At 66.3% G+C, this 13,063-nt stretch carries 17 protein-coding genes; 9 read left to right on the top strand and 8 right to left on the bottom strand.

Annotated elements, in window-relative coordinates; genetic code table 11:
- Position 1 precedes the first annotated feature (1 nt).
- Positions 2-1,213 carry an MFS transporter gene (locus ACFC0O_RS10390; RefSeq protein ID WP_375955496.1) on the top strand — a complete coding sequence of 404 codons (1,212 nt, stop codon included), beginning with the start codon at positions 2-4 and terminating at the stop codon, positions 1,211-1,213.
- Here ACFC0O_RS10390 and ACFC0O_RS10395 read toward each other — a convergent pair whose 3' ends face one another.
- Entirely contained in the window at positions 1,214-2,329 is a 1,116-nt protein-coding gene (locus ACFC0O_RS10395) for an alkene reductase (RefSeq protein ID WP_375955498.1), read from the bottom strand.
- Between the two features lie 65 nt (positions 2,330-2,394).
- Between ACFC0O_RS10395 and ACFC0O_RS10400 the strand changes: the two genes are divergently transcribed.
- Positions 2,395-2,766 carry a MerR family transcriptional regulator gene (locus tag ACFC0O_RS10400; RefSeq protein ID WP_375955500.1) on the top strand — a complete coding sequence of 124 codons (372 nt, stop codon included), beginning with the start codon at positions 2,395-2,397 and terminating at the stop codon, positions 2,764-2,766.
- Positions 2,767-2,784: 18 nt separating this feature from the next.
- On the opposite strand, the gene ACFC0O_RS10405 is transcribed toward ACFC0O_RS10400, so the two are convergent.
- Positions 2,785-3,156 carry a cupin domain-containing protein gene (locus tag ACFC0O_RS10405; RefSeq protein ID WP_375955502.1) on the bottom strand — a complete coding sequence of 124 codons (372 nt, stop codon included), beginning with the start codon at positions 3,154-3,156 and terminating at the stop codon, positions 2,785-2,787.
- A gap of 80 nt (positions 3,157-3,236) precedes the next feature.
- On the opposite strand from ACFC0O_RS10405, the gene ACFC0O_RS10410 reads away from it, so the two are divergent.
- Positions 3,237-3,677, top strand: coding sequence for a MarR family winged helix-turn-helix transcriptional regulator (locus ACFC0O_RS10410; protein ID WP_375955504.1), 441 nt, complete (start codon positions 3,237-3,239; stop codon positions 3,675-3,677).
- A gap of 88 nt (positions 3,678-3,765) precedes the next feature.
- Positions 3,766-4,392, top strand: coding sequence for an APA family fibronectin-binding glycoprotein (locus tag ACFC0O_RS10415; RefSeq protein WP_364629116.1), 627 nt, complete (start codon positions 3,766-3,768; stop codon positions 4,390-4,392).
- Here ACFC0O_RS10415 and ACFC0O_RS10420 read toward each other — a convergent pair whose 3' ends face one another.
- Positions 4,393-5,241, bottom strand: coding sequence for a GNAT family N-acetyltransferase (locus tag ACFC0O_RS10420; RefSeq protein ID WP_375955505.1), 849 nt, complete (start codon positions 5,239-5,241; stop codon positions 4,393-4,395).
- A gap of 124 nt (positions 5,242-5,365) precedes the next feature.
- Here ACFC0O_RS10420 and ACFC0O_RS10425 point away from each other — a divergent pair, with 124 nt between their 5' ends.
- Positions 5,366-5,683, top strand: coding sequence for a hypothetical protein (locus ACFC0O_RS10425; protein ID WP_375955507.1), 318 nt, complete (start codon positions 5,366-5,368; stop codon positions 5,681-5,683).
- A gap of 68 nt (positions 5,684-5,751) precedes the next feature.
- Entirely contained in the window at positions 5,752-6,810 is a 1,059-nt protein-coding gene (locus ACFC0O_RS10430) for a crotonase/enoyl-CoA hydratase family protein (RefSeq protein ID WP_375955509.1), read from the top strand.
- Positions 6,811-6,819: 9 nt separating this feature from the next.
- Here the strand turns inward: ACFC0O_RS10430 and ACFC0O_RS10435 are convergent, their stop codons facing one another.
- Positions 6,820-7,284, bottom strand: coding sequence for a MarR family winged helix-turn-helix transcriptional regulator (locus ACFC0O_RS10435; RefSeq protein ID WP_364629106.1), 465 nt, complete (start codon positions 7,282-7,284; stop codon positions 6,820-6,822).
- Positions 7,285-7,671: 387 nt separating this feature from the next.
- On the opposite strand from ACFC0O_RS10435, the gene ACFC0O_RS10440 reads away from it, so the two are divergent.
- The gene (locus ACFC0O_RS10440) at positions 7,672-7,974 is read left to right on the top strand and encodes an excalibur calcium-binding domain-containing protein (protein WP_364629103.1); all 303 of its coding nucleotides are present in this window, start codon (positions 7,672-7,674) and stop codon (positions 7,972-7,974) included.
- 73 nt (positions 7,975-8,047) lie between these two features.
- Here ACFC0O_RS10440 and ACFC0O_RS10445 read toward each other — a convergent pair whose 3' ends face one another.
- Positions 8,048-8,269, bottom strand: coding sequence for a DUF3618 domain-containing protein (locus ACFC0O_RS10445; protein ID WP_067574554.1), 222 nt, complete (start codon positions 8,267-8,269; stop codon positions 8,048-8,050).
- Positions 8,270-8,523: 254 nt separating this feature from the next.
- Positions 8,524-9,627 (bottom strand): RNA-guided endonuclease InsQ/TnpB family protein, encoded by a 1,104-nt coding sequence (locus tag ACFC0O_RS10450; protein WP_375955512.1) that lies wholly within the window; start codon positions 9,625-9,627, stop codon positions 8,524-8,526.
- Positions 9,628-9,725: 98 nt separating this feature from the next.
- On the opposite strand from ACFC0O_RS10450, the gene bcp reads away from it, so the two are divergent.
- A complete protein-coding gene (bcp, locus tag ACFC0O_RS10455) occupies positions 9,726-10,199 on the top strand; it encodes a thioredoxin-dependent thiol peroxidase (RefSeq protein ID WP_375955514.1) in 474 nt (157 codons plus the stop codon).
- A 97-nt stretch (positions 10,200-10,296) separates the two neighbouring features.
- Here the strand turns inward: bcp and ACFC0O_RS10460 are convergent, their stop codons facing one another.
- Positions 10,297-11,622, bottom strand: coding sequence for a hypothetical protein (locus ACFC0O_RS10460; RefSeq protein ID WP_375955516.1), 1,326 nt, complete (start codon positions 11,620-11,622; stop codon positions 10,297-10,299).
- A 310-nt stretch (positions 11,623-11,932) separates the two neighbouring features.
- Between ACFC0O_RS10460 and ACFC0O_RS10465 the strand changes: the two genes are divergently transcribed.
- On the top strand, positions 11,933-12,580 hold the full coding sequence (locus tag ACFC0O_RS10465) for a TetR/AcrR family transcriptional regulator (protein WP_364632705.1): 648 nt from the start codon (positions 11,933-11,935) through the stop codon (positions 12,578-12,580).
- Here the strand turns inward: ACFC0O_RS10465 and ACFC0O_RS10470 are convergent.
- Positions 12,557-12,979: a holo-ACP synthase gene (locus ACFC0O_RS10470; protein WP_309231616.1), complete on the bottom strand. Its 423-nt coding sequence runs from the start codon at positions 12,977-12,979 to the stop codon at positions 12,557-12,559. The two genes, ACFC0O_RS10465 and ACFC0O_RS10470, sit on opposite strands and share 24 nt — an antisense overlap.
- Positions 12,980-13,063 lie beyond the last annotated feature (84 nt).

A 13,063-nucleotide genomic window follows, 5' to 3' on the forward strand; every position in this document is an offset into this window, starting at 1 on the left:
CATGACAACACCGAATACGGCCCCGCGCACCGCATCCGCTGCGCCGCAACGGGTCACGAAACTCAATACGTTCGCCCTGCTGGCATTGGCGCAGGCGGTGTTCATCACCAGCCTCACCGAAACTCTCCCAGCGGGCGTATTGCCCGCGCTGAGCGCGGATCTCGGGGTCGGTGAATCCGCGGCGGGACAGTCGGTGACCGTCTACGCGCTGGGGACGGCGCTCACCGCGATTCCGCTGACCGCCGCCACCGCGAGCTGGAGCCGTAAACGGCTGCTGCTCACCGCGATGGCGGGATTCGCGGCCGCCAATACCGTCACCGCGCTGTCCTCGAACTACAGCGTGACCATGACCGCCCGCTTCCTGGCCGGGGTGGCGGCCGGATTGGCCTGGGCGCTGCTGGCCGGTTACGCCCGTCGGCTGGCCCCAGATCACCTGCAGGGCAAGGCGGTTGCGATCGCGATGGCGGGAATCCCGGTCGCGCTCTCCCTGGGCGTCCCCGCTGGCACCTTCATCGGACAGGCGGTCGGCTGGCGGGTGGCGTTCCTGATCATGACCGGCCTCACCGTCATCCTGCTCGGCTGGATCGGCCTCGGCGTCCCCGACCAGCCGGGCCAACCGTCCGGCGAACGCCCGCCGATGACCCGCGCCCTGACCGTCCCCGGCGTAGCCGCGGTGCTCTTCGTAACCCTGACTTTCGTACTGGCGCACACGATTCTGTACACCTACATCGCCGCATTCCTGGACCACGCGGGCATGACCGACGCCACCGGCGCGATACTCCTCGTCTTCGGCGCGGCCTCACTGGCCGGCATCTGGCTAGTCGGCGCACACATCGACCGCCGCCTCCGCACCCTCACCATCGCAAGCGTGCTCCTGGTCGCCCTCGCGGCAACCACCCTCGCCACCCTCGCCCACCACCCCGCTCTCGTCTACCTTGCGGCCGCCCTGTGGGGCCTGGGCTGGGGCGGCCTCCCCACCCTGTTGCAGACGGCCGCCGCCGACGCCGGTGGCCCCGCCGCCGATTCGGCCCAGGCCATGCTCGTTACCCTCTGGAATGTCGCCATGGCCCTGGGCGGGGTGATCGGCGGTGTGCTGCTCGACCGGATCTCCGCCACCGCACTGCCCTGGAGCGTCCTGCTACTGCTGGCTCCCGTTGCCGCGGTGGTCATCTCGGCACGGGCGCACGGTTTCCCCGCCCGGCGCGGCGCGTAATCAGGCGGCACGGAGTTGTTCCGCCAGCGTGGGGTAATCGGTGTAACCCTCCGAGCCGCCGACATACATGAGGTGGGAATCGCGCACCTGGTTGATGGGAGCTCCGGCGCGCAGCCGATCGACCAGATCCGGATTGGCCAGGAAGGCGCGACCCAGCGACACGATATCGGCTCCGGCGGCCAGCAGGCGTTCCGCGGCGTGTTTGCCGCCGTCAGCCGGAAGCGGGACACCCCAGCCCAGATTGGGGTTGGCGATGAGAACGCCGGGCCAGGATTGCCGAATGTGCTGGAAGAGTGGCTGATCCGGATCGGCGAAGACCACATGCAGGTAGGCGAGGCGCTTCTCGGCGAGCGCGGCGATCAGGGGCGGGTAGAGGGTCTCGGTATCGCCCTCCTCGATATTGTTGGCGGTCACCGCGGGAGAGATTCGGACGCCGACCTTATCGGGGCCGATGGCGGCGGCCACGGCATCGACGACCTCGAGGGTGAAGCGAATGCGGTTGGCGATGGAACCGCCGTACGCGTCGGTGCGGTGATTGGTGTTCCGGGACAGGAACTGGTGCAGCAGATAGCCATTGGCGCTGTGCACTTCCACACCGTCGAATCCGGCGGCGATGGCATTGCGGGCGGTTGCGGCGAAATCCGCTACGGTGGCGTGGATTTCGTCGACGGTCAGTTCCTTGGGCACCACGGCGGGCTTACTGCCGCCCGGGGTGTGGATGGCATCGGTGAGCGGGATGGGCGACGGCGCAACGGGAGTCAGGCCGCTGTTATCGGGATGCCCCACCCGGCCGCCATGCTGCAATTGCAGGAAGATGTGCCCGTCGGCGGCGTGTACGGCATCGGTCACCCGGCGCCAGCCCGCCACCTGCTCACCGGTGTAGATCGCGGGGATGTTGGCGTAGGTCTGGCCGACCCGGCTCGGGGTGGCGGCCTCGGCGATGATCAGGCCCGCTCCGGCGCGCTGCGTGTAGTAGGTGGTCATGAGGTCGGTCGGGGTGCCGTCGGCCGCCGCGCGATTACGGGTCATCGGGGCCATGGCCAGCCGATGCGGTAGCCGGAGCGAGCCCAGCTCGGCCGGTTCGAAGAGGCTGCGGGTGGCTGCTGCGGTGATCATGCCGGTACCGTAAAACCTGACACCGATGTGAGATGCAAGCCTTTCGGCGAAATACGAGGTAGTAGATGCGAATTGGCGAATTGGCGCAACGCACCGGGGTCAGCGAACGCTCGCTGCGCTACTACGAAGAGCAGACCCTGCTGGCCGCGAATCGCACGCCCGGCGGCCACCGCGACTACCCGGAATGGGCGGTCGACCGCGTCATCCACATCCAGGAACTCTTCGCCGCGGGCCTGTCCAGTAGGAAGATCGCCCAGATCCTCCCCTGTATGCGTGACGCGGACGGCGGCGCGAACGAATTCGCGACCCCCGAACTGGTCACCGAACTCGAATCCGAACGCACCCGCATCGACCGCACCATCACCGACCTGATGCGCTCCCGCGAAGTACTGAACGACGTGATCGAACGCGCATCGGACCGCTTCGCCACACCCTGAGTTCCGATCGCGGCCCGTTCAGTTGACCCAGGGTGGGTCGACGATGGCGCCGTCGGGGAGTTCGCCGGTGAAACCGACTGGGGCGGTGACCATTACGGTGGCGGGGAGGTCGGTGGTGGTGAGGCTGATGGTGGAGCCGGCGGGGGCCACGGCGGCGTCGCCGGGGGTGAGGGTGTGGGATTCGCCTTCGATGGTGAGGGCGATGGAGCCGGAGAGCAGGACGAAGGCTTCCTCACGAAGAATGCGGTGGCTGACGCCGGTGGTGGCGGGGCCCACTTCCAGCCGCCAGATACAGAGTTCGGCGCTGCCGGTGGCGGGGCGGATCAGCGGGGTGAAGGTGGAGCCGTGCAGTTGGTGGGACTGGATGTCTGCGGTGCGGACGACTGGCATTTCGATGACTCCTTTTGGTCAAGAAGATTGACTATATAGTCAAGCTTGTTGTCTTTCTTGTCAAGTGCCAAGATGCATGCATGCCCGCTCAGGATTTGCCGATGCTCTTGCTCGCGGCGGCGGCCGAGGTCACCGATGCCATTCACGACGGCACCGTCGCGGCCGGGTTCACCGATATCCGGCCCACGCACGGATTCGCGTTCGTGCGCATGGCTCCGAACGGGGCCACCGTCGGAGAGCTGGCCGAACATCTCGGAGTGACCAAGCAGGCGGCCAGCCAGCTGGTCGAGGAACTCGTGAAAAAGGGTTACGCCGAACGCAATCCGCATCCTTCGGACGCCCGCGCGAAGGTGATCACGCTGACCGAGCGCGGCTGGGCCTGCACCCGCGCCGCCGATACCGCCGCCGCCCGGTTCACCGAGCGGTGGGCGCGGGCGCTCGGGCCGGGCGCGACCGTCGAACTGCGCAATATGCTCGCCCACGTGGTGACGCCCGGCCGGGTGCGACCCTCGGCCTGGTGATCGGGTGGCCCGATCGTGATAAACCCGTCCGGCGCGCCGCGTCACCCGCCACAAAGCCCCTGACCAGCACTGTTGTTAGCGTCGCGGGGTGGAACCGAACCAGATCGACGCCGAGCGGCCGGTGTCCGCGCGCACCGCGCGCTGGGTGATCGCGCTGTGCGTACTGGGATTGGTGGCATCGCTGGCCGGGATCGGATATTCGATCGTCGATCAGGTGCACCGCAGGCACGATGAGGCCGATCGGATCCGCAGCAGCGCGGCGGGCATGAGTTTCGTCGCACCGGACGGCTGGCAGCAGATGCCCGAGCAGGGCGACGACCACCTGATCTTCGGACAGGCCGCACTGGAGAAGCAGGGCGGCGGGGACGGCATGATCCTGCTCGGCAAACTCGACGAATCACTGTTCGCCGCAGCCGAACCCGATGACACCCGCGCCGCCTGCTCATTGGGATCGGGGATGGGGGAATTCTTCTTCCCGGACAGCGGCACCCGCGTCGACCAGGAGGTCCTGGACGTGAAAGGCGGTGAGGTGACCGGCAAGTCGTGCTTCTACCGGGTCGACTTCAATGATCCCGGCACCCCCGCAGCCGAGGTCTACGCCGCAGTCGTGCAGTCCGATACCCGGCGCTGGTGGGTCTGCTGGCTCGGCAGCGCGAAAGCACCCGTCGATCGCGCCGCCGCACAGCGACTGGCCGCCTCGCTGCGGCCCATCTGATCAGCCGAGTTCGAGCGTGGTGGTGCCGAAAACCTTGTCACCGGAATGGGTTCGGGGCGCACCGGTGTACATGCGGGCGGTCTCGAAGCTCGGCTTCAGACCCGCCTCCTCCGCCAGCAGCACCGCGGCGGCATTGTGCAGCGGGACATCGATCGCCACCGGCCCGCCCTGCGCCTCGACGGCCAATGCGGCCAGCAGGTGCCGCGCGTCGGTCTCGGTATCGGCGAACAGCGGCCCGATGCGATGCGAATCCCGTGCGGGACGAATGGTTCCGTAGCCGGTGAGGACGCCGTCGACGATCCGCACCACCGTGCGATGGCCGGGATTGCTCAGCCAGGCGGTGAGGAAATCCGGGCGATCGGCTGGGAGACAGGCGGAATCGTAGCCGCGCAGTTCCGGCACATCACGCTCGGCGAGCACCCGCACACTCGAATCCGGTGCGGGCAATGCCGGGATCCCGGTGAAACGCGCAGTGCGATAGGCGAGTTCGAACCCGCTGCGCCGGTAGTTGTCCTGTTGATCGGGCACCCCGTCCAGTCCGACCACCCGCTCCCCCGCGTGCGCCAGCCCCGCCTTCCAGGTGGCCAGGCCCAATCCTGCGCCGCGCATATCCGGCCGGACGAGGTAGAACCCCAGAAACGCGAATTCACTGCCGTAGTTGACAACCGAGACCGCGCTGACGGGTTCGCCGTCCAGCCGCCCGAGGAAGAATCCGTCGCGATCCTGCGCGAAGAACGGCACGCCGTCGCGTAGCCCCGGATTCCAGCCCTCGGCATCGGCCCAGGCGGTGACGGTCGCCCAATCGGCGAGGGTGGCGCGGTCGATGACGAGATCGGCGGCATCCGGCATGCGATCCACGGTAACCGCACACCGCCCGCGGCTCACCGGTGTTGCGCCGGATCACCCGGCAAGACTGTCGGCGCGCTGCGGTAGGGTCGGGCTCGACATAGTGGACTACCTGCGGAGTTGCGATATGGCCGACTACGCGCACTCTGATCATGCGAGCCGCAGCCGGGAGGACAAGGCCCGGCGATTGGCGGCGTACATCTGGGCTCGCGCCATCACCGGACCGGAATTGCTGGATCTCCCCCAGGCGCAGCAGCGCAAGCTCGCCCGGGCGGCCGACACCAATCCCCCGAGCACCGATGAGACCTGGCAGGTGGTGGCGCAACTACTGGCCGAGAAGGACGCCTGGGCCGCACGCCATCCCGGCCATCCGGCCGCCGCCCGCGCGCACGCCGACGAGAAGATCCTGTGGGTGAAACCCCCGGTCCGCCCTTGGACCGACTGACCATCCGAACACCGCGCGCCGCCGGTCACCCCTTGACAGCAAGAAATGAACGGGGGTTCACTGCTTGCGTGTCCCCCGATCACGAGCAGCATCCCGGCCCCGCGGCGCAGCGCCCCGGACCGACCGCCGAGCACGCCGGAACCCGCCCCGCCGCCTGGCGCGACGATCTGACCGGCGGCGACGATTCCCTGTTCACCGGCCGCCCCCAGCCCGAGGGCGAAATCGCCGGTCGCACACTGACTTACGAGGTGACCGGGCGGATCGCGCGGATCACCTTCAATCGCCCCGAGCACGGCAATGCCATCACCGCGGACACCCCGATCGAATTGGCGGCCGCCGTCGAGCGCGCCGATCTGGATCCGCGCGTGCACGTCATGGTGGTGAGCGGGCGCGGTAAGGGCTTCTGCGGCGGCTACGACCTGTCGATCTTCGCCGAGAACAGCTTCGCCCCCGCCGAGGGCGCGCAGCCGGTCGAGGGCACCGTGCTCGATCCGGTCGTACAGGCGAGCAACCACAATCCTTGGGGCACTTGGGATCCCATGGTCGACTACGCCATGATGTCGCGGTTCAACCGCGGTTTCGCCAGCCTGCTGTACGCCAATAAGCCGACGGTCGCCAAGGTGCACGGCTTCGCCATCGCGGGCGGCACCGATATCGCGCTGTACGCCGATCAGATCATCTGCGCCGATGACGCCCGCATCGGTTATCCGCCCACCCGCACCTGGGGCATTCCCGCCGCGGGTATGTGGGCGCATCGCATCGGCGATCAGCGCGCCAAACGCCTGCTCTTCACCGGTGACAGCCTCACCGGCACGCAGGCGCGGGAGTGGGGACTGGCCGTGGAATCCGCGCCCGCCGACGAACTCGACGCGCGCACCGAGGAACTGCTGCACCGTATTTCACTGGTGCCGATCAATCAGCTCATCATGGCCAAGCTGGCGCTCAACAGCGCACTGCTCAATCAGGGCGTGGCGAATTCCGGCATGGTCAGCACCGTATTCGACGGTGTTTCCCGGCATACCCGCGAGGGTTATGCCTTCCAATTGCGCGCCGCCACCGCCGGTTTCCGCGAAGCGGTCCGGGAACGCGACGAGCCGTTCGGCGATTGGAAGGGCCAATCCAAATGAGGCTGTAGCTCAGCCGATTCCGGGTACGTCCGTGCGCTCGGCGCGCAAAACCACTCGCTCGGACAGTGAGCGCAGCGCGGCGGCTTCGGCCGGACCCATATCGTCGATGAACAACTGCCGCACCAATTCCACGTGATTGGGTGCGGCGGTTTCCAGCGCCCGCCGCCCCTGCTCGGTCAATCGGACCTCGCGGCCGCGGGCATCGTCGACGGCCTGACACCGATCGACCAGGCCGCGCGCGGCCATCCGCGATAAATGCTTGGACAGCCTGCTCTTGTCCCAGCAGATCTCCGCGCCCAATTCCTTGGCGCGCAGTTGTCCGCCCGCCCCGGACAGCGCGACCAGTACTTCATAGTCCGAGGTGGACAAGCCGTCCTTGGAAAGCCCGGCGGCGATGGCGGCTTCGAGCCGCTGCCGCATACGGATATAGGACTGCCAGGTCGCCTGTTCCTCTTCGCTCAACCAGCGGGTCATGAATACATAGTATCCCCTCTTGGTTGACATGGACACTAACAGCCGTCGCGCATTAGAGAAATGCTATTGCCGAACGCGCCGCGCGATTCGGGAACCGGAGTGCGGTACCGTCCGTTCGTCGTAATGCGAGGGCGGAGATCAACGAGCGCGTAGTTGATTTCCGAGTAGGACGAATGGGACATGTTCTGGCAGAACATCTCCCGGCAGACACCCGGCGCATAGTCATTTACCTGGATGAATAGCTCATCCGGTTGACAATGCAACGTTGCGCCGGAACTGTAGACGCCGGACCCGAACCGGCCACCGAGTCGCACCCCACGCGACGGCGGTGGCATCCGCGCCGAATCGGGCCGCTGCCAACCCTATTGCGCCGACATTGAGGAATACATGAACGTTCGCCGGCTTCTCGTCACCGCCAGCGTCGCGGGACTGACGATTCTTGCAGCCCCCTCCGCCCTTGCCCTCGCCGATGTGCCGACCGGCTCCTCCGGTACCGGCTCCTCCGCCATCGACACCGGTTCCGGCGCGACCGGCTCGGCCAATCTCGCGCAGACCGGTTCCGCCGGTGGCGCTTACAAGAACTGCGATGAGGCCCGCGCCGCCGGGCACGCTCCGCTCTTCCGCGGCGAGCCCGGTTACGGCCCGCACCTGGACCCCGACGGCGACGGAATGGCCTGCCCCACGGTCTGATTCGCCCCGATAACGAGAAACACCCGGTGCCAGCGCACCGGGTGTTTTTTCATTCGAACTCAACTCGCTGGATTCAGCGGAACACCTTGATCAGGATCAGGCCGACCACGACCACGCCCGCGCCGATCAGGCTGTACTTGATCTTCGGCTCGTTCACCTTGGCGACCAGCGCCTGCTTGGTGTTGTCCGCCAACCGCTGCGGATCGGCCCGCACCGCGAGTTCGTCGAGGGTGTTCGCGAGCCTGCTCCGGGCGGCCTCGATCTCACGCTCGATGGCCTCGGTATCTCTCGCCACGTCACACTCCTGTCTGAAAGCCGCGCACCGGCGGCACCGTTGTCTCGAGGCGGCAAGCCACGCCGGGCTGCCGACCTGCTCTGGAGTGTATCGCCCGCATGCCGTCCGACCCGTCTACTACGGTGGCGGCTTGGTGTCCCCCTTTTTTAGGCAAGGGGTTCCGAACCTCGCGATTCGAATTTCTGCTTCTGCGACGATTGCCCGCCCGGGGTGCTCCGTTGAGGTCTTACACCCTCTCCACAGACTGTCACCGCTCACCCAGCGGCCAGCAAATTCTTCGCGGCGTTGACATCCCGGTCATGAGAGACGCCGCACTCGTCGCAAATCCACACTCGAACATGGAGTGGCATCGAGGATGCAAGTGCTCCACATGATGAGCAGAGCTTCGACGAGGGGAACCAGCGGTCGATCACAATCAACTCGCGCCCGTACCAGTTCGCCTTGTACTCCAACATGGTCCGAAACTCACGCCATCCCGCGTCCGAGATGACCCTGGCCAACGCACGACCCTTGATCAGATTCCGTACCGCGAGATCCTCGATCACGAGCGTTTGGTTCTCACGCACGAGCCGAGTGGTCACTTCATGCAGATGATTGCGACGTCGGTCGGCGATGCGCGCATGGATTCGCGCCACCTTCCGGCGGGCCTTGTTTCGATTGGACGATCCCGGGATCTTGCGCGCGTGGGCACGTTGCGCCCGGGCAAGTTGTATCCGATCAGTCCGTTCATATCGAGGGTTCGGAAACTTCTCGCCTGTCGACAGCGTCACAAGAGAGTCGAGACCCATGTCGATCCCGACAACCTTCTCGATACATGGAAGTGGCTGCACACTGCGGTCTTCGCACAGTAGAGATACGAACCATCGACCTGCCTGATCACAACTGACGGTGACCGTTGAGGGCTCTGCACCTTCAGGTAACGATCGGGACCAGATCACGTTAAGCGGTTCGGTCATCTTGGCCAGGATGAGGCGTCCTTCGCGGTAGCGAAATGCGCTTCTCGTGTATTCCGCGCTCGCACGAGACTTCTTGCGAGACTTGAACCGCGGGCGCCGGGTGCGCTTGTCCCAGAACGTGGCATAGCCCGTCTGCAAATGCCGAAGCGCCTGCTGCAGCGGGACGCAGGACACATCGTTGAGGTAGGCGAGTTCTTCGGACTTCTTCCATGTGGTCAACAGCGCCGAAGTCGCGTTGTAGCCAAGCCTTTCACCACGCACATCCCATGCCTCGATGCGTGCGGCCAAAGCCAGGTTGTATACCTTGCGTACACAGCCGAAGGTGCGCGTCAGCTCTGCGGCTTGCGCATCGGTTGGATAGAAGCGGAATCGGAATGCCCGCTTCACTACAGCGGAGACCATAGCCAGAAACTAGCACATTTGTTCGAACGGATCCTTGATTTCGGAGATCCGCATCGCTCTCCCGCCCTGCGGGGCAGGGACCTCACGCAGGAGTACGCATGACCGAGAACCATCGACTCAGTCCCGGCGACGCCGCGCCCGCCTTCACACTTCCCGATGCCGATGGCAAGGAGGTGTCGCTGAGCGATTACCGCGGACGCAAGGTGATCATCTACTTCTATCCGGCCGCGAGTACGCCCGGCTGCACCAAGCAGGCCTGCGATTTCCGGGACAGCCTGGCCGAATTGAACGAAGCCGGACTGGAAGTCATCGGCATCTCCCCCGATAAGCCCGCGAAGCTGGCCAAGTTCCGCGATGCGGAAGCGCTCACCTTCCCGCTGCTGTCCGATCCGGACAAGGCCACATTGCAGGCGTACGGGGCATTCGGCGAGAAGACCATGTACGGCAAGACCGTCACCGGCGTCATTCGGTCCACCTTCCTGGTGGACGAGAGCGGCAAGATCGAGGTCGCGCAGTACAACGTGCGCGCCACCGGGCACGTGGCGAAGTTGCGCCGCGACCTGTCGGTATAGAGCCCGGAAAATAGGAAGAGCCCCGGCCCCCAACGGGCCGGGACTCGAACCTGGACCTGTCCCCCGCGCAGGCGGCGGCGGGGGACGGCGGCCAGCTCTAGACCCCGCGCGGCACCAATTGCGCTGCCGCCCACTGCATCATCATGCGGAAGTGGTTATCCCACCATTTCCCGAATTCCGGGGAATCCAGCGCGGGCGGTGCTTGCTCGCCCGCGAAGAGACCGGTATCGGTGAGCGCGGCCGAATGCGCCGGCGCCGGAATGATGGAATCCGCTTGCAGCGCCGCGGGTTCGGTCTCCGGCTGCGCCATCAGCAGCGGCTTGGACGGCCGCATCTGCTTCGCTTCGGGATTCTTCGGACCCCAGTTGAGGGTCGCTGGATCGATGGTCACCACATCCGGCGCGGGCGGCTCCGGTGCGGGCTCGGCCGACAGCGGCGCGGCGGCTTCGGTCGTCATGGGCGCATCGCCCGGAACGCCTTCCACAGGTGACGCGGATCCGGTATCGAGACCCGGCTCGCCGATCGGATGTTCGACGCCCTGGGTGCGCGCGTCGGCGGACACCCGGGCATCGGTGAGCATGGGCTCGGGCACGGACTTGGAGTTATTGCTCGCCGCGTACACGCCACCCGCGACCAGACCACCCGCGAGCACACTGGCCGCCGCGAACAGCGCGGCAGTGCCGCGCGCCCGGCGAATCCGCTCGGCGGCCTCGCCCGCGTATTCGGCCTCCGGCATGGCGGACAGCGCCGCACCGATGGCGGGTGCGTTCGCGGCCACCGAGCACGGGATCACCGGTGCGCCGAAGCCCGCTTCGAGCGCGGCGACGACGGCGGGTTCGGTTGCGGCGGAACCGATCAGCACCACCGCGTCCGGCTTCACCCCGGCCGCGTCGAACTGATCCCAGGCGGCGGTGACGGCGGCGCTCATGGCCTCGTCATTGGTCGCGCCGCCGGTCAGGCTGACCGCGGCCAGCACCCGGTTGCGCTCGGAATCGATGAGCGAGAAGGCCTGCGAACCCGGCACCACCTCGCAGATGGCGAGATCCTCGAATTCGTCGACCCAGGTCATGGCGCGGGCCACGGACAGGTGCGCGGCCTTGGCGGATACCAGCGAGGCCTCATGCCACGCGCCCGATGCCAGGCGGGTCACGATGGCCCGGCGCTCGGCGGCGTCCCGGTAGGCGACGGCCGCGCCGACGATATCGCGATCGGGGCTGAGCTTGCCCGCGATCTCCTCCAGCACCAGCTCGACCGCCGCGGCCAGATCGGCCTTCGTATCGCCGGTGATCCGCTCGACGCGTTCCATCACCACGCGTTCCGGCAGCCTGTCGCCGTCGTCGGCGAGGGCCACCGCACGCACGATGCCGCGCTCGGTGGCGACACCGATGGTCACCGTGGATCGGACAACAGCAGAAGCAACCACAGATCAGCCTTCCAACGTCGTCGTGTCCCCTTTGCCGGGACACGGTTCTCGAGACGAAAACAGCGTTCGGATAAAGCCCCCGAGGAGTGTGCGAGCACGCGGCCGGGAGGCAGCTGCGATGAATGTTCGTCGCCGTTCCCGGTTGCGGATTGGTGAGTTTCCGGACCGACAGAGGGACACACGAACTACCGCAGCGTGTCATCGGAGTGTCGCTACCTCTAGGCTGTTGAACGTGGAAGCACGCACGGGAACCAGGTCGACTCGACGACCGGACCCTGCGTTGGAGTTGCAGGACGACCCGCAAGAGCTGATGCCCCGTCGCCGCCCGACGCAGGAACGGAGCAAACGCAAGTTCGACGCGCTGTTGCAGTCCTCGCGCGAATTGCTCGTCGAGGTCGGCTTCGAGTCGTTCACCTGTGAGGAAGTCGCGGCCCGCGCGGAAGTCCCCATCGGCACCCTCTACCAGTTCTTCGCCAACAAGTACGTGATCGTCTGCGAGCTGAATCGCCAGGACCTGGTCGCGGTTTCGCAGGAGCTCAAGGACTTCCACGGCGAGATCCCGTCCATGGACTGGCTACGCCATATGAATTCGCTGGTCGATCATCTGGCGGATCTGTGGATGACCGATCCGTCCCGCCGCGAGGTGTGGCTGGCCATGCAGTCGACGCCGTCGACGCGGGCCACCGGGGCGATCCACGAGAAGGAATTCGCCGAGGCGGTGGCGCAGATGCTGCGCTCGCTGATGCCGCGCACCCCCCGCATCCGCCGTTCGATGATGGCGCAGGTGCTGGTGCACGTGGTCTATTCGATGCTGAATTTCTCGGTGCAGGACGGACTCAGCCATGAGGACGCCGTCGCCGAGCTCAAGCGCCTCATGGTCGCGTATCTGCTGATCGCCGAGAAGGAATCCCGCAGCGGCGGTCAGCGCACACCCTCACCCCTGGATGAGGTCGGCTAGTTCGCCCGGATCCTCCAGCACCACCATGGCGGCGGCGGTATCGCCATCGTGGGTGAGCGAGAGGTGAACTCGCACCCGGGGCAGGAATTCCGCTGCGAGGCCGTGCAATTTGATGCTGGGGCGGCCCCAGGCGTCATTCACCACCTCGATCAACGGGTAGGGATTGTCACCGATCTGCGGACTGCGCGCGAAGCGAGATGACGCCCACGCCTTGATGACCGCTTCCTTCGCGGCCCAGCGGGCGGCGTAGCTGCGGGCCGGATCGGTGCCTTTGCTCTGGCAATAGCGCCGCTCGCCTGCGGTGAAACTCTCCCGGATCATGGTGGTGCCGGTGCGTTCCAGCTGTTCGGCGAATTCGGAGATGCAAACCAAATCCAGGCCGATGCCAAGGATTGTCACAGCGCGGGACTCCTCGATTCCTGATGAGTGCAGATTCCTGCAACATACATAACAGCGGAGCCTACGGTTCCGTAAGCTCCGCTG

The sequence above is a fragment of the Nocardia sp. NPDC056100 genome (assembly GCF_042266325.1).
In the GTDB taxonomy this organism is placed as follows: Bacteria; Actinomycetota; Actinomycetes; order Mycobacteriales; family Mycobacteriaceae; genus Nocardia.